Raw genomic sequence first — 20366 nt, 5'->3', positions numbered from 1 at the left:
CGTTCAGCCACGATCTGCACCAAGAGCCGCCAGTATTCGGGCGGCAAGGGCTTCATCTACCCCTGCGACCTCGGCGAGCGACGCAACGGGAGCGGCAGCGATCCCTGCGGCTGAGCCGAACCTGCGCAGGAGCGCCTTCCGCTTCGCTGGGCCGAGCCCTCGGATCCCGTCAAGGCGGCTCGCCGTCGCAGCCCGGCTACGGAGCGTCCGGTGATAGCCGACCGCAAATCGATGGGCCTCGTCGCGCAGTCGCTGCATGAGGCGCAGGCCAGGGTCGGTGGCGGGGAGAAGAATCGGCACCGTGGCGTCCCGCATCCAGAGCTCCTCGCGCTCCTTGGCGAGGCCAACGAGTGGGATCGTTAAGCCTGCAGCATCCAGGACGGCGGCTGCAGCGGAGACCTGCCCGCGACCACCGTCAATGACAAGAAGGTCGGGCAGACTCCAGGCACGTGACTCGGCCTCACCGCTCCGTTGCGTCCCATCCGCCACGGATCGGGCGAAGCGGCGGGTAAGCGCTTCGGCGTGTGCTGCAAAGTCATCCTGACCAGTCACTCCTTTGATGCGGAATCGGCGGTACTCCTTCGGCGCAAGTTGACCCTCTTGCGCGACGGTCAGCGACGAAACGGTGAATGCTCCCTGGATGGTGCTCACATCGACGCACTCAATGCGCGCTGGCGATGCATCGAGGCTGAGAGCGACGGCGAGCGCCGAGAGTGCCGCATCAGCACGCTCACGATCGGCATCCTCTTCGGCCTCGCGGCGAATGAGCCACTCCTCCGCATTGCGCTCGGCCAGCCGCAGGATCCGCGCGCGATCGCCACGCTGTGGCACGCGCATCTCGACGCGACCCTCACGACGCGCCGAGAGAAACTCGAGGATCTCCGGGTCACTCAGCTCGGCAGCGGTTGCAATTGAGGGTGGGATCTCCCCGGCGCGGGCATAGTAGCTTGCGGCGAACCCTGCGAGCAGCTCTGCATCGCCTGAATCTCCCGCCTCCACACGATGAACATCGCGTCCCACCAGCGCCGAATCACGAATCTGGAAACAGGCGATAGCAATATGGCGCCCATGGCGAGCGATACCCAGTACATCCTCATCGGCTCGCCCTGACGTCGGCACCTTCTGTTCGTCAAAAGTAGTCTCGAGGGAGAGCACAGCATCACGAATGCGCGCGGCGTCTTCGAAGGCTTCGCGCTCGGCTGCGGACTCCATGCGCGTGGTGAGCAAGGTGATGGCGGCACGGGCGCGGCCGCCGAGAAAGAGTTGCACCCCGTCAATCTCGCGCTGGTAGTCGGCCACCGGAATGTTGCCGAGGCACGGGCCCTGGCACCGCTTCAAGTCGTAGAGGAGGCAGGGGCGCTCGAGTGCGCGCTCCATTGGCTTGATTGCTATCTCGCAGGTTCGGAATTGAAAGAGGCGCCTGATCGCCTCCATTGCAGCGTTTACGGAACCGGGTGTGGTGTACGGCCCAAAGTAGCGTGAGCCATCACGAACCAGGCGGCGGGTACGCTCCACGCGCGGATACGGATCTGCGGTGACGCGAATGTAGGGGTAGCTGCGGTCGTCACGAAGACGAATGTTGTACTTCGGGAGATGTCTACGTACCAGTGTCGCCTCAAGGAGGAGCGCCTCTTTCGTGGAATCGGTGACCGTCCAGTCGAGTGTCGCAACTTCTGCGATCGCATCGCGAATGCGGTGTGCGCCTGGCTCCCCACCCGCCTGCCAGTAGCTGCGCACGCGCTGCGTGAGATGCGTCGCCTTGCCCACGTAGATAATCTTCCCTGCGCTATCCGAGAAGAGATAGACACCAGGCGCGTCGGGGAGAACCTTGAGCGCCGCCGCAATGACGCCAGGAACGCTCGGCGCTGGTAGCCGCTCAGGCGCCATCACGCGCCCCATTGTGACCACGAAGTGCATCTCGGCGATTCAGGATGCGCAGGATCTCGTCGAGCGCCTCGCGGAGCTCGACCACCGCCTCACCAGAGGCGACGTCTGCAAGGCCATCCCCTGGCCCAAGGGCGGCGCGCACGGCGACAACACCCTTGCGCAGGGCTGCACCGTGAGCATCGCGAAGCTGCGTCGTCCAGGCGCGGTACGGCAGAAATCTAGCGCGGGCACGCTCGTCACTCAGCTCATCAAGGATGCGCTCAAGGAGTTTTGCCGCACGGAGTCCGGCTTGGTCGAGCGCTGGATCGGCGTGTCGAGGGAGGTGCGGCTCAGCCATCGCTACTCCAGCGAGTGGATCGGCTCGCCCTTCAGCGCGAGGGCGAGATAGCGACCTGTGTGGCTGCGCTTCACCTTTGCAACCTGCTCAGGCGTCCCCTCTGCGATGAGTTCGCCACCGCGGCTCCCGCCGTCAGGTCCAAGATCGATCACCCAATCCGCCGTCTTAATCACATCAAGGTTGTGCTCGATGACGATGACGCTGTTGCCGCCATCAACAAGTCGATGCAGAACATGCAGCAGGCGATCGACATCGGCGAAGTGCAGCCCTGTGGTCGGCTCGTCGAGGATGTACATCGTGCGGCCAGTTGAGCGCCGGGCCAGCTCAGTGGCGAGCTTGATGCGCTGCGCCTCGCCGCCCGAGAGCGTCGTTGCCGCCTGTCCGAGACGGAGATATCCGAGGCCCACCTCGCTTAGCGTCTTCAGTCGATTACGAATCGCAGGCACCGCAGAGAAGCGCTCGAGGGCATCTTCCACCTGCAGCTCCAGTACATCAGCGATCGTCATCCCCTTCCAGGTCACCTCGAGCGCCTCGCGGTTGTAGCGCTTTCCCTGGCACGTTTCGCAGGGGACATACACGTCGGGGAGGAACTGCATCTCAATCTGCAAGATGCCGTCGCCAGAACAGGTCTCGCAGCGGCCCCCCTTTACGTTGAAGGAGAAGCGGCCCGCCGCATAGCCGCGGAGTCGCGCCTCTTGCGTGGCAGCGAAGAGCTCGCGAATTGGCGTGAAGAGTCCCACGTACGTCGCAGGATTCGAGCGCGGCGTACGGCCGATTGGGCTCTGGTCAATCTCGATCACCTTGTCGATCTCATCGAGGCCCGTGATGCGATCGTGCGCCCCTGGTCGATCTTTCGCGCCATGCAACCTGCGCGCAAGCGCCTTCTGCAGGATGTCGGTGACAAGGGTGCTCTTGCCGCTCCCCGAGACGCCAGTAATGGCAACGAATTCGCCGAGCGGGAAGGCAACATCAAGCTCGCGCAGGTTATGTTCACGCGCACCCTTGACGGTGATCGCCTTGCCACTCCCCTTGCGACGCGACTTCGGCACCGCCACCGAAAGGTCGCCACGGAGGTAGGCGCCCGTGATGGAGTCTTTCGCTGCGAGGAGCTCCTTGAACGTGCCGTTCGAAATCAAGCGGCCGCCATGTTCACCTGCACCAGGGCCGATATCTACGACCCAGTCGGCGGTGCGAATCGTCTCTTCGTCATGCTCAACCACGAGCACCGTATTGCCCAGGTCGCGCAGCCGAATCAGCGTGGCGATCAGGCGAGCGTTATCACGCTGGTGCAGGCCGATCGATGGCTCATCAAGGATGTAGAGGACGCCGACCAAACGTGAGCCGATCTGCGTCGCCAGGCGAATGCGCTGCGCCTCGCCACCAGAGAGCGTCGTTGCGGAGCGGTCGACGGTGAGGTAGTCAAGACCAACGTCAACGAGAAAGCCGGCGCGCTCGCTGATCTCCTTGATCACCGCCTTGGCGATCCTGCGTTCACGTTCACCGAGCGCCTTCGAGAGGGTGTTGATCCACGGCACCAGTTCGCCGATCGGCATGGAGGCCACCTCGGCGATGTTGCGCCCGTCCACGCGCACGGCGAGGATTTCGGGCTTCAGGCGGCGACCCTTGCAGTCGGGGCAGGGCCTGCTCACCATGTAGCGCTCAATCTCTACGCGCACCAGCTCAGAGTCCGTCTCTTTATGCCTGCGCTCAAGGTTCGCGATGATCCCCTCAAACGCAGCCTTATAGGTGTTGCTGTAGCTCGAGTTCTCGTAGGTGACCGTGTAGCGGTCCTCGCGCTCGGCGTGCAGCAGGTAGTCGAGTGCACCCTTCGGGAGATCGCCCAGCGGTGTCTTGGGATTCCACTTGTTCGCCTTCATCGCTGCAGTGACCACCTTCAAGTACCAGCTCCCCTCTGGTGAGCGAGACCACGGGATCAAACCGCCGGTGAGCACCGACTTCTCAGGGTCAATCACGCGCTCCTCATCGACCTCGAGGCGGAAGCCGAGGCCGGTGCAGGTTTCGCAGGCGCCATGCGGAGAGTTGAAGCTGAACGAACGCGGCTGCAGGTCGTCCACCACCGTACCGTCGTAGGCGCAGCCGAGCTTCTCGCTGAAGAGCCGCTCTTCGAAGGCTGGCTTCTCCTTCTCGGCAGGTGCTGGGGCAACAATGGCGAGTCCCTCTCCGAGCTTGATCGCCGTCTCTACAGAGTCGGCGAGTCGGCTGCGATCGGGGATCGGCAGAGGCTTCCCCTTCTCGTCAACCGGATGCTGCACCACGAATCGGTCGACGATCACCTCAATGGAGTGCCGCCTCTTCTTGTCAAGCTTCGGCAGGTCATCGGCACTGAGGTCGTACTGGACGCCATCAACGCGCACGCGGCTGAATCCGGACTTGCGGGCCTCCTCGTACATGCGCTCACCTTCGCTCTTACGATCGCGCAGGAGTGGGCCGAGCACTAGGATGCGCGTTCCGTCAGGGAGCTTGAGGATCTCTTCGACGATCTGGTCAAGTGAGACACGACTGATTGGACGGTCGCACTTTGGGCAGTGTGGGGTTCCGGCACGCGCGTAGAGGAGTCGAAAGTGGTCCCAGATCTCGGTGATCGTGCCGACGGTCGAACGCGGATTGCGCGACGAGCCCTTCTGGTCGATAGAGATGGCCGGCGACAGCCCATCGATGGAATCGACGTCTGGCTTCTCCATCTGCCCAAGGAACTGGCGTGCGTAGGCGGAGAGGCTCTCGACGTAACGGCGCTGACCCTCGGCGTAGATCGTGTCGAAGGCGAGGCTCGACTTGCCTGAGCCGGAGATGCCGGTGACAACGACAAGCTGGTCGCGGGGAATGTCGAGATCGATCCCCTTAAGGTTGTGCTCGCGGGCGCCGCGAACGGAGATCTTGTTCTGTCCCACGACTACCCCCTTCGCTTCGGCCGCTCGCCACGGCGCTTGATCACATTCGGCGTCACGCTCGGATCCCAGGTGCGTCGACGTACCGGCGCCTCAGCCACTGGGGGCGTACCCGCATCGGGGATCGTAGCGGTCTCCTCCTCATGCTCGTCGCGAAGGCCTGGGAGCCAGTCGGCGGCGGTATCAAGCGCAGGGGCGAGGAGCGTGCGGGCCGCGGCGCCGATCCCCTGGGCAGCTGTCTTTGCGTAGGCGCCACGTCGGCTTCCACCTTGCGCTTCGCGGGCTGCACGCTCTGCTGCGCGCTCAATCGCCGTCGCCGCATCCTCCTCGAGCACCGACGTTCGGAGCATGCGGATCTCATCGCGGATAGCCGCCGCGCGCTCAAACTCCAGCGCCTTGGAGGCGATCTTCATCTGTGCCTCAAGCTGCTTCACGAGCTTCTCGATCTCGCTGCGTCCAACCTCACTCAAGGCACCGCCGCGCTTCCCGCCGGCATAGGTGTCCGCCTTTTCGGCAACGCTCTTCAGCCGATCGTTCAGGTCTCGGATCGGCTTCGAGATGGTGGTGGCGGTGATGCCGTGATCAATATTCCACTGCTCCTGGATCGCACGTCGTCGATCCGTTTCGGAGATCGCCACCTTCATGGATTCAGTCATCTTGTCGGCGTAGAAGACGACCTCGCCCCCCGTATTGCGCGCCGCGCGTCCGACCGTTTGGATGAGCGCCCACGCTGAACGCAGGAAGCCCTCCTTGTCGGCATCCAGAATCGCCACCAGCGTCACTTCAGGAAGGTCGATCCCCTCGCGGAGTAGGTTGATGCCCACGATCACGTCAAAGACGCCGAGGCGCAGGTCGCGCAGGATCTCAATGCGCTCAAGCGTGTCAATCTCGCTATGGAGGTAGCGCACGCGGATCCCCGCCTCTTCGAGGTACGACGAGAGCTCCTCGGCCATGCGCTTCGTGAGTGTCGTAACGATCACGCGCTCCTTCTTCTTCACGCGACCTTGGATGCGCTCGAGAAGATCGTCGATCTGCCCCTTCGTCGGGAGCACCGTGATATGAGGGTCTACAACTCCTGTTGGCCGGATCAGCTGTTGCACAACCTTGTCGGCGCGCTCTCGTTCGTAGCTACCCGGAGTTGCGGAAACATAGATCGCTTGTCGCACGCTCGTCTCAAACTCCTCAAAGGTGAGTGGGCGATTGTCGAGAGCGCTCGGAAGTCGGAATCCGAAGTCTACGAGAATCTCTTTTCGCGAGCGGTCATTCTTGTACATGCCCACGACCTGCGGAATGCTCATGTGGCTTTCATCAACGACAAGGAGCCAATCAGCCGGGAAATAGTCCAATAGGGTCCACGGCCGGGAGCCAGGCTCGCGGCGTGAGAGGTGGCGCGAATAGTTTTCAATGCCAGAACAGAAGCCAACCTCACGCATCATCTCCAAGTCGAAAGTGGTGCGCTGGCGCAGGCGTGCCGCCTCCAAGACCTTACCTGTCGCCTCTAGTTCGCGGCAACGCCCCTCCATCTCCACCTCAATGTCGCGAATCGCCTCAGAGAGCTTCGCCGCTGGCGTCACATAGTGGGTGGCCGGATAGATCGTCATCTCGTTTCGCTCTGCAAGGATTTCTCCCGTCAGAGGATCCACTTCGGCGATGCGCTCCACCTCGTCACCGAAAAACTCCACACGCAGGATCGTCTCCTCACCAGCGGGCTGCACCTCGAGCGTGTCGCCGCGCACACGGAATTTGGCGCGACCGAGGGTGGCATCGTTGCGCTGGTACTGGAGGTCAACGAGGTGGCGGAGGATGGCATCGCGGCGATACTTCCCCGACTTACGCACTTTGAGCACGGTAGCGCCGTAGTCCACCGGTGCGCCGAGGCCGTAGATGCAGGAGACCGACGCCACGATGATCGTGTCGCGACGCTCGAAGAGCGCCTTGGTGGCCGCGTGTCGCAGCTGGTCGATCTCATCATTTCGGCTTGAATCCTTCTCAATGTAGGTGTCGGAGCGTGGTAGGTACGCCTCTGGTTGGTAGTAATCGAAGTATGAGACGAAATATTCGACGGCGTTTTCAGGGAAGAACTCCTTCAGCTCGGCATAGAGCTGAGCGGCGAGCGTCTTGTTATGCGCAAGGACGAGCGTCGGGCGCTGCACCTGTTGGATCACGTTGGCAATCGTGAAGGTCTTCCCTGTTCCTGTCGCTCCGAGGAGGACCTGGTGATGGAGGCCATCGGTGAGCCCTTGGACGAGTTCGACGATGGCGGTTGGCTGGTCGCCCGTTGGGACGAAGTCGGAGCGCAGGGCGAATGGGCGCCCCGCAGAGGGAGCCAGTTCCGCCGTGGGCTCAGTCGATGGATTCACCCTGCAAGCATAGGCGGCGAAGCACGAGGATCGCCGCGTGCACGGTCTCAGGCAGCGGGCCACTCCCGTCAATCGGAGCCGCCCCGATCCCCGCCATCTCCACAGGGATCCCCGCCTGTGCGGCGTTCCGCAGCTGGAAATCCTCCTCGTTGCCGCCACGGGTCACAAAGCGCTGGCGGCGGACCGCCTCAGCAACCTGAAGGTAGAGAACTCCGTCGAGCACCTCGGCGAGGCCAGAGCGCCCCAGCGCAATGGCCTCGACCAGCAAGAGGCGTACCCCCAACGCCTTCGCCGCTCGGCTAGCCTCACTGAGCGCTTCGCGGACGAGCGGCCACTGCAACTCTTCAAGGCGGCGCATGACTGCAGGATCGGCAAACGCCACGCCTGCGAGGGCCTTCGTGTCGAGGCTCCCGTCAGCGCGGCGCGCATCTGGTGCGGCGGTGAGGATGGCGTCGCGAAGTACTACATCGGACGAACGCGCTTCGCGAAGGAGCGCATCAACATCAAGATGCACAATCGCTCCGCCAATCGCCTCCTGCAACTCGGCACTCTCGCCGAGGGCTACGGCGAGACTGCTCTTCCCTGACGCGATGAGCCCACCAAGGCCAACGCGAACGAGTCCACCACTCACTTCGCCACCTCCCCCTCGAGAGCGAGCCATGCCTCTTCAGCCCCTTGGAGCGCCGCCGTCACGTCGGCTAGCTCGCTCGCCACCTTTGCTAGTTCGGTATACGAGGCGAGGACGTTCGGGTCAAGCATCGCGAGCTCCAGGTGTCCCTTCCGCAGTCCATGTCGCTCGAGGTCTGCCTCGATTGCGGAGCGACGTCGTCGCGCCTGCTCCTTGCTGAGACGCTGCGGCTTCGGTGCGGCACTCTTCTTCGGCGCGGGCGCGGCAACCTTTGGCTGAGGCTTGGTGAGAATCGTGTGCTGCGCAGTAAGGGCACTCGGTGAACCGAGGCGTCCAGCAACGAGAGCGTCGGCATCCTTTGTGCTCCAGCCGCCGGCCACCGCCTCTCGCCATGCGGTATACCCGCCGTCGAAGGCGGCGACGACGCCATCTTCAACGACCCAGAGCGATGTGCAGATGCGCTCAAGGAGTCGACGATCGTGGCTTACGACAAGGAGTGTTCGCTCGCCATCAAGAAGGAATCGCTCGAGCGATTCGCAGGCATCAATATCGAGGTGGTTCGTCGGCTCGTCGAGCAGGAGCAGGTTTGCCGGCATGAGACCGAGAATGGCAAGCTCCAGCCGGCTGCGCTCGCCGCCGGAGAGCACCGCGACCTCCTTCCCCACCGCATCACCGCGGAAGAGGAACTTCGCGAGATGTGCCCGCGCTTCGGAATCCTCGACAGGTACAGCGGTGCGTAACGCCTCGAGCACCGTAGCGCCATGGAGTCCTGCGGCGCGGACCTGGGCGAGATACCCAGGCACCACCCCACCGGCAATCTCCACGTTTCCGTCGAGGGCTGGAAGGAGGCCAGCGATTGTCTTCAGCAGCGTTGATTTGCCAGCGCCGTTGGGGCCCACGATCCCGACGCGCTCGCCGCGGCGAAGGGCGAGGCTGCGCGCACGGGTGATCTCAACCTGCGCCGGCTCTCGATACCCGATGGACGCCTCGCTAAGCCGCAGCGGCTCTGCAGGGCCACGCCCAGCTCCTTCCGCTGCAATTGAAAGCGAGATCGCCTTGCGCTCACGAACGACCGGTTCGATCGCAGCCAGACGGCGCTCATGCTCGTGCATCTTTGCGTACTTGCGATGGCTTCGATACGTCTGAATCAGCTCACGCTCGCGCGCGATCTCCTTCTCGCGACGATCTGCGTCGCGCTCGTCCCCCTCATCAGCGGCACCGCGCTGCTTCGAATAGGCGCTGTAGTCCCCACGGAAGCGCGTCACGTGACGGGCGCGGACCTCCCAGACTCGATTGATGACGGCATCAAGGAAGGCGCGATCGTGGCTGGCGACAATGAGCGCGCCGTTGCGTGCGCGCAGCGCCACCTCCAGCCACTCAATCGCCTGAATGTCGAGATGGTTGGTCGGCTCGTCGAGCAGAAGAAGATCTGGATCTGCGATCACGAGTCGCGCCAGGGCGACGCGGGTCTGCTCCCCTCCGGAGAGGCGCGCAGGGGCCTCGTCGTGCCGTGCCGTTGGGAAGCCGAGCCCTCGTAGCGCCGCACCCACCCGGTCTTCCAGGGCGTAGCCATCGGCGGCATCGAATTTCGTCCGCGCCTCGGCGTATTCGGTTGAGCCGGCACGACCATCAAGTTCCATCTCCCGAAGCGCAGCGGCGAGGGAGACGATCTCTGCAGCGCCCCCGATCACCGCGTCAATGAGCGTTGGGGCATTCAGTAGTTCAGGGTCCTGCGCCGACTCTTGCGCGAGAAGGTTGATGCGCAGACCCTTGGCATGCTGCACGCGACCATGGTCGGGAGACTCAAGCCCCGCGACCATCTTGAGAAGGGTTGTCTTCCCTGCCCCGTTCGGGCCGACCAGGCCGATGCGCTCCCCCGCGGCAACGCTGAGCGTCACCTCGTCGAGGATGACGGCGGCGCCAATCTCGCGACGAACATCGCTCAACGTGATGATGCTCATGCCGCCTCCCCCCGGCGCGCCGAACGCCGACGTGCTGCAGCACGCTCACTGCGCGTAGCACCAACCGTCTCTGGGGTCACTCGCTCACTCCAGCGGGGTCCGCGCACGGCACGCGACGCCACGGTGCGGCCCGCACCGCGAGGTGCGCGCTGACAGGTGCGGCAGACATGGGTGCCGCGACCCCCCACGACCGAGCGCTGAATTGCTGCACCACAACGGTGACATGGCTCACCGGTGCGCTGGTAGACATCAAGACGCTCCTGCATCTCGCCATCGCCATCTGGTGCGGTGTAGTCGTTGATCGAGGAGCCGCGCGCCGCAACGGCCTCGCTCAGCACGCCGACGATCGCGAGGTGCAGCGCGTCAATCTGAACGGGACGCAACGCGCTCGCAGGGGTGAGCGGATGGATCTTCGCGCGCCAGAGCGCCTCGTCGGCGTAGATGTTGCCGATCCCAACGATGCAGCGTTGGTCGAGGAGGAGGCTCTTGATGCGTGTTCCGCGATGCGCAATGAGTGCGCAAAGGGCGTCGGCGGTGAACGCCGCTGCGAGCGGCTCAACACCATGGTCGGCGAGAAGCGGCGGCGAGTGTGGGTCAAGGCTTGAGGCGGCCTCACCGTCGCTGCGTTCCGCGACGAGAGCAACGCGCCCAAACGCACGGACATCCCGGAAGCGAAGTTCACGACCATCGTCCAACGTGAGCGAGAGACGAATATAGGGATCCCGCTCTGCCACAGCGGGCAGTACCAACAGCTGCCCGGTCATACGTAGGTGAACGAGCAGCAGGAGCCCACCGGAGAGCTCCACGATGATCCACTTCGCGCGACGGCGCGTGCCGAGGATGCGCCGGCCACGAACCGCATCGGTGAACGAGGGGGCATCAGGCGTCGCAAGATTGCGCTCACGAAAGACGTTGACACTCGTAATAGTGGCGCCGCTGACGAGTCGCGCGAGATCGCGAACGACCGTCTCCACCTCAGGCAGCTCAGGCACGGTCGGACCACGGCGTCATCTCGTCCCATCGCGGACCACTCTTCACATCAACGGTAAGTGGCACATCCAGTGCGAGCGCACCCTCCATCGTGTCAACCAGGATTGGCACGAGGCGACCAACTTCACCGTTCGGTACCTCTAGCAGTAGTTCGTCGTGCACCTGCAGCACAAGTCGCGCCGTAAGGCCCGCCTCTGCAAGTCGTGGCGCCAAACGGATCATGGCGATCTTGATCACATCGGCCGCCGTTCCTTGGATTGGGTGGTTAATGGCGGCGCGCTCCCCCGCCGCCCGCAGCGCAGGGTTCCCCGCGCGGAGCTCAGGGATCGGCCGGCGGCGCCCGAGCTGCGTTGTGACGGAGCCGTTCGTTCGCGCCTCCTCCTTGATCGTGACGATGTAGCGACGAATCCCCGGATAGCGCTCGAAGTAGCCGGCGATGAAGGACTTCGCCGCATCTCGCGAGATGCCCGCCCGCGTGGCTAAGCCGAAGTCGCCCATGCCGTAGGCGATGCCGAAGTTCACCATCTTCGCCATGGCGCGCTCATCGGCGTCCACATCGGCGGCGGGCTTCTCGAGCACACGAGCGGCGGTCGCGCGGTGAATATCCTCTCCGGCGGCGAAGGCGGCGATCAGGTGTTCGTCACGCGTGACGTGCGCCAAGATGCGCAACTCGATCTGGCTGTAGTCCGCCGCCACCAGCGTGTTCCCCCTCTCCGCAATGAAGGCGTTGCGGATCTTGCGGCCGAGGGCGGTGCGAATCGGAATGTTCTGCAGGTTTGGATCCGTGGAGCTGAGTCGCCCAGTTGCCGCCACCGCCTGCTGGAAGGTGGTGTGCACACGGCCGTCACCCTCCACGAGCTTCGGCAGCGCCTCAGCGTAGGTGCTCTGCAGCTTCGAGACGGTGCGCCACTCCATGGCGATCCCAACGATCGGATGCTCCCCCTGGATCTCCTCCAGCACGCTCGCATCGGTCGACCAGGCGCCCGTCTTCGTCTTCTTCCCCTTCGGCAGGTTCAGCTCCACAAAGAGGAGTTCGCCGAGCTGCTTCGGCGAGCCGAGCGCAACAGGGTGACCGACGGCCTGCTCGGACTCCCGCTCGAGGCGCGCAATCTCTGCAGTGAATGCCGTGCTCAGCTCACTCAGCGCGGAGCGATCAACGGCGACGCCGGCGATCTCCATGCGCGCGAGTACTTCAACGAGTGGCAACTCGATCTCGCGATAGAGACGCAGCGTGCCGGCCTCGCGCAAATCTTCGGCGAGGGGGCCGCGCGACGCTCGCGTCACGAGTGCGGCGAGGACCGCCTCCTGCAGCGGCTCGAGCCGGTCAGGGAGATCGGCGCCAAGTCGCGCGGAGGCAACCTCCACCAGCCCAGGGTTGCGCATGGTGACATTCGCAATCCAGGTGGCCAGCGCTACGTCATCAATAAGGTGCGGCGAGGCGTCTGGCCGAATGCTCACCATGGCGCCAATCAGACCCTTCACGCCGAGGCCAGCAATCTCGCGGCCCGACCCTGCCAGAGATTCCAGCAGCGCATGCACCACGGCGCCATCATCGGCGGCGAGAATCGTTCCCGCGTCATCTACGATCGCGATCGCCAGCTCGGCCTCTGGGCCACGGCGGTCCGCACCCACACCGCCAATGGCGAGGTGCCCCTGCGGCGAAAGGCCGCGGAACGCATCTCGGGCCTCGTCAGCGGCGCGCAGGACGCGAATCCCCGCGGCGGCGAGATCGCCACGCTTCACCTGCTCAATCTTGGAGTGGGCATCCGATTCATCTGTAGCGCTGCTCGCCACGTGGGTCGATCGACCCGCAGCGGTATTCCCCGCCGTCACCGCATCAAAGTTGAATCCGAGCTGCAGGTCGCTCGCAGGGCTCGCCTTCGGCGCAACCTTTGTGACCAGCGCAGCAGAGCCTCGCAGCGCAGCACCCGCCGCTGCGGCGCTGACCGCAGCATTAGCGGCGACACGGTCTTCGCCGGCAAGTGGCGGCAGTCGCTGCGCGAGTGCGCGGAACTCCAGGTCGCGGAAGAGGGCGAGCGCCGCTTCGCGGTCATACACCCCAATCTCGCCGCCTGTTGCCGGCAGGGTGAGTGGCGCATCGCGATCGATGGTCATCAGCCCTTGGCCGGCGAATGCTGCGTCACGGTTCGCAGCGAGCGACCCTCGGATGCGCACAGACTCGACCTCATCCAAACGCGCGTAGAGCTGCTCTAGGGAGCCGAAGGTTGCAATCAACTTGGAGGCGGTCTTCTCGCCAACACCTGGAACGCCAGGAATGTTGTCGGAACTGTCTCCCTTGAGCGACTTAAAGTCCACCATCTGCTCTGGGGTGAGGCCGTACCGCGCGAAGACTCGCTCTGGATCGTATTCAACGATCGCATCAGCTCCACCCTTAGCGGTGTGCATCAGGTGAACCTTTTTGGTCACCAGCTGCAACATGTCGAGGTCCCCCGAGACGATGTGCACCTCCCAGCCATCGCGCTCCGCGGCGGTGGCGATGGTGCCGATCACGTCATCCGCCTCGTAGCCGGTCGCCTCCAGGAGCGGCAGCCCCAACGCCACCACAAGGTCTCGCACGATCGGCACCTGGGAGCGCAGCTCATCGGGCATCGACGGCCGCTGGGCCTTGTACGCGGGGAAGCGCTCATGTCGATAGGTGGTGCCTGGGGCATCAAAGGCCACGATGGCGCGCTCAGGATCGACGTCGGCCATCGTTCGCAGCAGGATGCTGGTGAATCCGTACGCCGCATTGGTCAGCTGGCCGCGGCTATTCGTCAGCGGTGGCAGCGCATGAAAGGCGCGATAGATCAGCCCATAGGCATCAACGAGGAGGAGTCGGCGCTTGGTTGGCATACCGCGAGGGTACCGCAGGAGTGCAGAGCCCTTCGGCTAGGCGCGACGCCTCCGCACGCTCACGAAGGCCACCGCAAGGCTCCCCGTCAGCAGAAGCAGAGCGGCTCCAGAGACGATCGTGGCGCCGTCTAGCGTCTCCGATGTGAAGAGCTCATTGCTCACGCCGTCCGCCTTCACCGCCATCGAGGCTTCGGGGGCCAAGCTCGATGCGAGGGGGTTGGCCCCAGCCTCCAGCCGAGCTGCGCTCTCGGTGCCACCCGCCAACTGGCCAGCAACGCCGCCAAGAAGGAGCGTTACGGAGAGTGCGGCGCCCGCAAGGGCACCACGCGGCGCGGCGCTCACCCAGCCAATTAGGGCGGAGCGCCAGCCGCTTGCAGCGCGCTGGGCTCGAGCCTCAGCGATCCGTGCAATCTCGCTGCGCAGGGCGGGGTTGGCGAAGGGGTCACGGGCACGGCGGGGCTCACCAGCGCGATAGGCGCTCAGCGGATCGTGCCCAGGGGTGCCGGCGGCGTTGCTCATCTCACTCTCCCAACGATAACGGTGCGCCAGCGGTTCCCGGCCGCAGGTCGGCAAGGAGGCGGCGCAGCTCTTCGCGCCCTCGGCTGATTCGGCTCTTGATGGTTCCCACCGATACCCCCGTCAGTTCCGCGATCTCTGCATAGTCATATCCATCGACGTCGTAGAGGAGGATCGCCCGGCGTCGTTCCTCGGGAATCGCCCCAAGAGCCTTCGCCAGGGCGACGGCGAGCTCGCTCGCCTCAGCACGCTGCGCCGGATCAGAGGCCGCCCCCGCCTGCGGCTCTGCCTCAACGCGCTCACGGTGCGCACCCTCCCCCGCCTCCTCGTGCGATTCGCTCGCGAACGGGAGTGTCGGGTGCCGGCGCTCACGTCGCATCAGGTCGCGCGCAGCGTTCTCCACGATCCGCACGAACCAGCCCCGAAGGTTGGTTGGCGCAACCCGGTCGAGGGAGCGGTATGCCGAGATCAGCCCCGCCTGCAGGGCGTCGTCGGCGCTCGCCTCGCTCCCCGTGATGCGCAGCGCCATCCGCCATGCAAGGTCAAGGTCAGGGGTGAAGAGGTCGCGGAAGGCGTCCTGAGAGCCCGCTCGTGCGGCGGCGAGCAGCGCCGTGCGCTCCGCCCCCTCGCCTCCGCCTGCTCTGCTGCCTCGTGTCATGTGCCTAGTGTGCCGCGCCGCTAGGATCTATGGGTGCCGAAGTGGCGAAATGGCAGACGCAACCGACTCAAAATCGGTCGACTGAAAGGTCATGTGGGTTCGACTCCCACCTTCGGTACCAAAGCCACCGCCCCGCTACGATAGAGGGGCCGAAGTGGCGAAATGGCAGACGCATCCGACTTAAAATCGGCCGGTCGATGAGATCATGCGGGTTCGAGTCCCGCCTTCGGCACCAACCACATCACAGGGAGGCAACATGAGCGAGAAGGCATTCACCCCGCGAGCCGATCGCCCTACCCTCATGCGCGAACACGGCGCCGCCCGCGCAAAACGCGCTGCTGCCGCTGCCGGCTCAACTGAATGGCGTACCGCCGCTGCGGAGGTCGCAGCAATCGAGGTAGAGCTTGCGAAGTTTGAGGCACTGCGCGTTGCGCCAGCCCGAGTAGCTCGACCCGAGGCGAAGGGTAAGTAGCTCTCCGTTGGCTTAGCGGCCGAGGATCGCCCCAACGACGAGCCCAACAAAGAGTGCTCCCATCGCGGGGCGCGATGCGAGGAAGGCCGCACCAACATGCCAGAGCGGCCAGAGCGGATAGCCCGCGGGCGGTGCCGACGGGCGGGGCGCAGCAACGATCTTCAGTGCTGGGAGCGCAGAGATCGCACCGAGTCCGGCGAGTGGCGCCACGAACCATGGGAAGATTCCGACTGCAGGGATCGCAAAGATCGCGATCCCCAGATAGCCAGCAGAGATCAGCACCGTTGTGAATACACGCGCACGGCGCTCACCGATGCGAACGACGAAGGTCTTCACGCCGCGCGAACCGTCTGCCTCGATCTTGTCGAGATGCTTGCCGAAGAGCACGGCGGTGACGAAGAGTGCCCATGGCAGCGTGGCGATCAACGCGATCGCATCAACGCGGCCAGTTGCTGCGAGGTAGGTTCCCCCTCCCATGAGCGGTCCCCACACGATGAAGGCGGAGAGCTCACCGAGACCGCGACGCTTGAGGCGCAGTGGTGGATCGGTATAGCCCCACGAAAGGATCAGGCCGGCGATCGCAAATGCGCCGATGAGTAGTTCGTTTCGGACGACCATGGTGAAGCCACCGAGGATTGCGGCCAGGGCGGTCAGCACGCCGATCGCAACAAGCAGTGTGCGGCTCGACATGGCGCCTGAGGCGATTGGATGCGGTGAGTAGTCGGCGCGTGGGTAGCCGGGTCGATCAAGGCCGTCGTGATAATCGCGCCAGTCATTCGCCAGGTTGTTCGCCGCGTGCGCGAGGTTCGCGCCAAAGAAGGCGGCGAAACCGAGGAGGATGCCGCTGACGGCGTTGCCACCGAACGAGGCGTCACTGATCTTGCCACTCCACCAGGCGAAGAGGAGGCCCTGCCCTGCGCCGAGAATCGTCAGCGGAAGGACCGAGGCGCGTGCGAGAAGTAGCGCTCGCGCAACAACCGACATGGTCCGCCAATCAACACCCTCTGGGGCGGACTGTCGCAGGAGAACGGATGCGTAATCTTTGCTGCTCACCCTCCTATTCTCCCCTCTTCTTAAGAATTCTGCAGGGCTGGATCTTCCTCAGGTTGCAGGTGAGATCAGCTCCAACTCAACCCCGTCGCCGCCCACGCGGTCACGCAGGATCGCGGGGAGGCCCGCATCCCATGCGACACCGTTGCGCTGCTCCATCGGCAAGAGCTGGGCGCCGCCCGCCTGTGGGATATGCACCACAACACGCGTTCCGCCAGGTCGTGCACGCAGCTCCCCCTTCACGATCTCCATGGCTCGGATCGTCTCCTCAACGGACTGGCGCGCCTTGAACTTGATATGCAGCACTGCGCCTGCAGGAATCTCGACCGGATCAGGATTCGACATGGCCCCGACGAGCGGCTCAGCGGGTGGCGCCTCGACCGCAACAGCCGCGTCAAATTCGGCGGGTGCGCGCTCCGGCATCAGTGGTGCGCCCGCCTCCATCCCTTCGGGGACCATGCCCGCTGGAATCCCACCGTGCGGGAGCGGCGCGACAGAGCGCTTTGCGAAGCGCCGCCCCCCGCTCGAAACGGTGAGTTTGGAGCGGACGGCCTCCGCGCTGAGGCGCGACGCCTCCTCCCACGGAACGACGGACTCAACGAGCAGCGACCACTCTTCGCCGCGCTGCTCGGCGCGACCGGCGATGAGGATCCCCTCACCCTCAATCCAGGAACTCTTCGTTGACTCCCACACCTGCGGGAAGACTACGACCTCCATGCTCCCGGTGAGATCCTCCACGGTGACGATCGCCATGGAGGCACCCTTCTTGGTGACCATCTGGCGAATGCTCAAGACAATGGCGCCGAGTGTCGCCGTCTCATCGCGGAACGACTCATCGCTAAAGTCGCCAACAAAGGTGCCAACATACGGCTGCATTGCTGGCGCGAGAGCATTCATTGGGTGATCACTCAGATAGACGCCCATTAGCTCGCGCTCCCAGCGCAGCCGTTCACGCGTTGAGGCCTCCGTGACGTGTGGGAGTGCGGGGATCCCCGCTCCGGCAAGCTCAGGCATTGCATCAAAGAGACCAACCTGGCCCGCCGCACGCTCGCGCTGCGCACTAGAGCCGCCGGAGATCGCGTCGTCGAGAGCGAGCAGGATCTGCGCCGGGTGGCCGAAGCGGCGGAGCGCCCCAACCTTCGCCAGCGCTTCAAGGACGCGCTTGTTCGCGAGTCGAAGATCAATCCGCTCGCAGAGCTCCTGCAGCGAGGCCGCCTGCTCCCCCGCCTCACGCGCCACAACGATGGACTCGGCGGCAGTAGCGCCAACATTCTTGACCCCTAAGAGGCCGAAGCGGATCGCCTCCCCCTCTGGCTCGAAGTCGAGATTTGAGAAGTCAACGTCTGGGGGGAGCACTGGGATGCCAAGGCGACGACACTCTGCGATTGCTGCTGCAACCTTCTCCTCCTTGCTTCGAAAGGCGTTCAACACGCTCGTCATGTACTCCACGGTGTAGTTCGCCTTGAGGTACGCGGTTTGGTAGGCGATCAGGCCGTAGCAGGTAGCGTGCGCCTTGTTGAATCCGTAGTTTGCGAACGGCTCAAATGCCTCGAACACCTTTTCGATCGTGGCGCGTGCGACCCCCCGCTCAGCGGCGCTCGTGATGAACTCTTGCTTCAAGCCCGCAAGGACATCCTCTTTCTTCTTGCGCACCGCGTATCCCAGCGTGTCCGCCTTCGGGCCCGAGAATCCACCGAGCGCAGAGGCCGCGGCCATGATGTCCTCCTGGTACACGAAGACGCCGTACGTTCGCTTGAGGAATGGCTCAAGGAGGGGGTGCAGATAGGTCACCGCCTCCTGGCCGTGCTTACGACGGATGTAGGTCGGGATGTTCGCCATTGGACCCGGTCGATAGAGGGCGACCATGGCGGCAAGGTCATAGACGCTCGTTGGTCGCAGCTCCTTGATATAGCGGCGCATGCCGGGCGACTCAAGCTGGAAGATTCCGGTCGTCTCGCCTGAGGCGAGCAAGGCGAACGTCTTCGCGTCGTCCAGCGGAATCTTGTCGAGGTCGATCTCAATGCCGCGTGTCTCTCGAATACGATCCACCGCCGTTCGGAGGATCGTGAGGTTTGCCAGGCCGAGGAAGTCAAACTTCAACAGGCCGAGCGCCTCCACCCCGTGCATCTCGATCTGCGTCATGACCCCCTCAGAGTTCGTCGCACGCTGGAGGGCCATGATCTCGGTCAGGGGCTCGCGACTGATCACCACGCCGGCCGCGTGGGTTGAGGCGTTTCGCACAACCCCTTCCAGCTGTTCGGCAAGGCCGATAAGTTGGCTGTACTCCGTGCCATCGGCGTACCCCGCAAACTCTGGAGACTTTCTTGCCTGGGCCAGGCTGATGTTCAGTTGCGCAGGCACGGACTTCGCAATGCGGTCAACTTCGCTGTAGCTCTTGCCAAGCACACGCCCAACGTCGCGGATGGAGGCGCGCGCCGCCATCGTGCCGAAGGTGATGATCTGGGCGACACGGTCTTCGCCATACTTTTGTGAGACGTAGCTGATCACCTCGTCACGGCGACCATCTTCAAAGTCAATATCAATATCTGGCATGGTGACGCGGTCTTGGTTCAAGAACCGCTCAAATGGCAGCTCATAGTGCAACGGATCCACGGGGGTAATGCCAAGCGCATAGGTCACGATAGACCCAGGGGCACTGCCTCGGCAGGTGGTGGCGATCCCCTGCTCTCGCGCAAATCGCACGAAGTCCGCAACGATAAGGAAGTAGGCTGCATAACCCATCTTGATGATCACATCGAGTTCGTAGGCGAGGCGCGCGCGCGCCGCGTCGCTTGGCGTGCCGAACCGGCGCGCAAGCCCTCGTTCGGCCTCTTTCGTCAACCAGCTCTCGACGTTCTCTCCTGCCGGCACCTCAATGTCCGGGACGCGCGTTGTGCCGAGCTCGAGGTTGAAGTCCACCATCTCAGCGATGAGACGTGTGTTCTTGAGCAGTTCCGGGCGATCGGGGAAGAGTGCCGCCATCTGCTCTGGTGACTTCAGGTAGAAATCGCCAGAGCCAAACTTCATGCGACCCGGTGTCTCGAGGTTGCTCGCCGTACCGATGCAGAGGAGCACATCGTGTGCATCGCGCTGATCTGCGCGCACGTAGTGCAGGTCATTTGTCAGCACGAGCGGGAGGCCAACTTCGGGGGCGAGGCGGAAGAGTTGCTCGTTCAGGCGACGCTGCTCGGGGAGGCCGTGATCTTGCACCTCGAGGAAGAAGCGCCCCTTCCCAAAGATTTCGCCGTACTTCCCGGCGAGGGCTCGCGCATGCTCCCAGTCATCAACCTCCAGTGCTCGGGCAATCTCGCCATTCAGGCATCCAGAAAGTCCGACAAGGCCCTCTGCATGCCGAGCAAGATGCTCGTGGTCGGTACGTGGCTTGTAGTAGAGCCCATCCAGATGCGCGTCCGTCACCACACGGCAAAGATTGCGATAGCCGGTTCCGCTCGTCGCAAGGGCGATCAGGTGAAACGGCTGCTGGTCAGCCTTCCCCTCTTTGTCCCGCATGCCACGGCGAGCGACATACGTCTCGACGCCGATGATCGGCTTGATCCCGTGCCTCTTCGCCGCCTGCACAAACTGAACCGCGCCATAGAGAGCCCCGTGGTCGGTGAGGGCAATGGAGTCCATCCCGAGGCGCTTCGTCTCCTCCATCAGCGCCTCCAGATTGCTCATGCCGTCGAGCAGGCTGAACTCGCTGTGGACGTGGAGGTGCGTAAAGTCAGGCTTGGCGCTCACGTGGGGC

General features: G+C 64.0%; 12 protein-coding genes, 2 tRNA genes and 1 pseudogene. 3 read left to right on the top strand and 12 right to left on the bottom strand.

Annotation, left to right across the window (positions count from 1 at the left end):
• Positions 1 to 3: 3 nt before the first annotated feature.
• The 10 genes and pseudogenes from uvrC to AC3LCN_RS01200 all read right to left on the bottom strand — a co-directional run bounded on the left by uvrC (position 4) and on the right by AC3LCN_RS01200 (position 15096).
• On the bottom strand, positions 4 to 1887 hold the full coding sequence (gene uvrC / locus AC3LCN_RS01245; protein WP_488648273.1) for an excinuclease ABC subunit UvrC: 1884 nt from the start codon (positions 1885 to 1887) through the stop codon (positions 4 to 6).
• Positions 1877 to 2224: a hypothetical protein gene (locus tag AC3LCN_RS01240; protein ID WP_488648272.1), complete on the bottom strand. Its 348-nt coding sequence runs from the start codon at positions 2222 to 2224 to the stop codon at positions 1877 to 1879. Before AC3LCN_RS01240 ends, uvrC begins: the two co-directional genes overlap by 11 nt.
• 2 nt (positions 2225 to 2226) lie before the next feature.
• A complete protein-coding gene (gene uvrA, locus AC3LCN_RS01235; RefSeq protein ID WP_488648271.1) occupies positions 2227 to 5133 on the bottom strand; it encodes an excinuclease ABC subunit UvrA in 2907 nt (968 codons plus the stop codon).
• Between the two features lie 329 nt (positions 5134 to 5462).
• Positions 5463 to 7460 (bottom strand): annotated as a pseudogene (uvrB, locus tag AC3LCN_RS01230) (excinuclease ABC subunit UvrB); the annotation flags it as partial.
• 13 nt (positions 7461 to 7473) lie between these two features.
• Positions 7474 to 8151, bottom strand: coding sequence for a dephospho-CoA kinase (locus AC3LCN_RS01225; RefSeq protein ID WP_488648270.1), 678 nt, complete (start codon positions 8149 to 8151; stop codon positions 7474 to 7476).
• A complete protein-coding gene (locus AC3LCN_RS01220; protein ID WP_488648269.1) occupies positions 8118 to 10079 on the bottom strand; it encodes an ABC-F family ATP-binding cassette domain-containing protein in 1962 nt (653 codons plus the stop codon). The genes AC3LCN_RS01225 and AC3LCN_RS01220 overlap by 34 nt, the downstream gene beginning before the upstream one ends.
• Positions 10076 to 11071 (bottom strand): bifunctional DNA-formamidopyrimidine glycosylase/DNA-(apurinic or apyrimidinic site) lyase, encoded by a 996-nt coding sequence (gene mutM / locus AC3LCN_RS01215; RefSeq protein ID WP_488648268.1) that lies wholly within the window; start codon positions 11069 to 11071, stop codon positions 10076 to 10078. The genes AC3LCN_RS01220 and mutM overlap by 4 nt, the downstream gene beginning before the upstream one ends.
• Positions 11064 to 13922, bottom strand: coding sequence for a DNA polymerase I (gene polA, locus AC3LCN_RS01210; RefSeq protein WP_488648267.1), 2859 nt, complete (start codon positions 13920 to 13922; stop codon positions 11064 to 11066). The genes mutM and polA overlap by 8 nt, the downstream gene beginning before the upstream one ends.
• Positions 13923 to 13958: 36 nt before the next feature.
• A complete protein-coding gene (locus AC3LCN_RS01205; protein ID WP_488648266.1) occupies positions 13959 to 14441 on the bottom strand; it encodes a hypothetical protein in 483 nt (160 codons plus the stop codon).
• Between the two features lies 1 nt (position 14442).
• Positions 14443 to 15096: an RNA polymerase sigma factor gene (locus AC3LCN_RS01200; protein WP_488648265.1), complete on the bottom strand. Its 654-nt coding sequence runs from the start codon at positions 15094 to 15096 to the stop codon at positions 14443 to 14445.
• 35 nt (positions 15097 to 15131) lie between these two features.
• Here AC3LCN_RS01200 and AC3LCN_RS01195 point away from each other — a divergent pair.
• From AC3LCN_RS01195 to AC3LCN_RS01185, 3 genes are all read left to right on the top strand, one after another.
• Positions 15132 to 15217, top strand: a tRNA-Leu gene (locus AC3LCN_RS01195).
• 27 nt (positions 15218 to 15244) lie between these two features.
• Positions 15245 to 15331 (top strand) — tRNA-Leu (locus AC3LCN_RS01190).
• Positions 15332 to 15352: 21 nt separating this feature from the next.
• Entirely contained in the window at positions 15353 to 15568 is a 216-nt protein-coding gene (locus tag AC3LCN_RS01185; protein WP_488648264.1) for a hypothetical protein, read from the top strand.
• Positions 15569 to 15580: 12 nt separating this feature from the next.
• Here AC3LCN_RS01185 and AC3LCN_RS01180 read toward each other — a convergent pair whose 3' ends face one another.
• Entirely contained in the window at positions 15581 to 16621 is a 1041-nt protein-coding gene (locus tag AC3LCN_RS01180; protein ID WP_488648263.1) for a prenyltransferase, read from the bottom strand.
• A 48-nt stretch (positions 16622 to 16669) separates the two neighbouring features.
• Complete coding sequence (locus AC3LCN_RS01175; protein ID WP_488648262.1) at positions 16670 to 20359, bottom strand: DNA polymerase III subunit alpha; 3690 nt, start codon at positions 20357 to 20359, stop codon at positions 16670 to 16672.
• Positions 20360 to 20366 lie beyond the last annotated feature (7 nt).

This window comes from Candidatus Limnocylindrus sp. (assembly GCF_040397215.1).
Lineage (GTDB): Bacteria > Chloroflexota > Limnocylindria > Limnocylindrales > Limnocylindraceae > Limnocylindrus.
This window is presented reverse-complemented; position numbering and strand designations above follow the sequence as displayed.

What these genes read in the sequence shown, in the direction of transcription:
- uvrC (WP_488648273.1), bottom strand. Translation starts at nt 1,887, where the DNA reads ATGGCGCCTGAGCGGCTACCAGCGCCGAGCGTTCCTGGCGTCATTGCG.
- AC3LCN_RS01240 (WP_488648272.1), bottom strand. Translation starts at nt 2,224, where the DNA reads ATGGCTGAGCCGCACCTCCCTCGACACGCCGATCCAGCGCTCGACCAA.
- AC3LCN_RS01225 (WP_488648270.1), bottom strand. Translation starts at nt 8,151, where the DNA reads ATGGCTCGCTCTCGAGGGGGAGGTGGCGAAGTGAGTGGTGGACTCGTT.
- AC3LCN_RS01220 (WP_488648269.1), bottom strand. Translation starts at nt 10,079, where the DNA reads ATGAGCATCATCACGTTGAGCGATGTTCGTCGCGAGATTGGCGCCGCC.
- polA (WP_488648267.1), bottom strand. Translation starts at nt 13,922, where the DNA reads ATGCCAACCAAGCGCCGACTCCTCCTCGTTGATGCCTATGGGCTGATC.
- AC3LCN_RS01205 (WP_488648266.1), bottom strand. Translation starts at nt 14,441, where the DNA reads ATGAGCAACGCCGCCGGCACCCCTGGGCACGATCCGCTGAGCGCCTAT.
- AC3LCN_RS01200 (WP_488648265.1), bottom strand. Translation starts at nt 15,096, where the DNA reads ATGACACGAGGCAGCAGAGCAGGCGGAGGCGAGGGGGCGGAGCGCACG.
- AC3LCN_RS01185 (WP_488648264.1), top strand. Translation starts at nt 15,353, where the DNA reads ATGAGCGAGAAGGCATTCACCCCGCGAGCCGATCGCCCTACCCTCATG.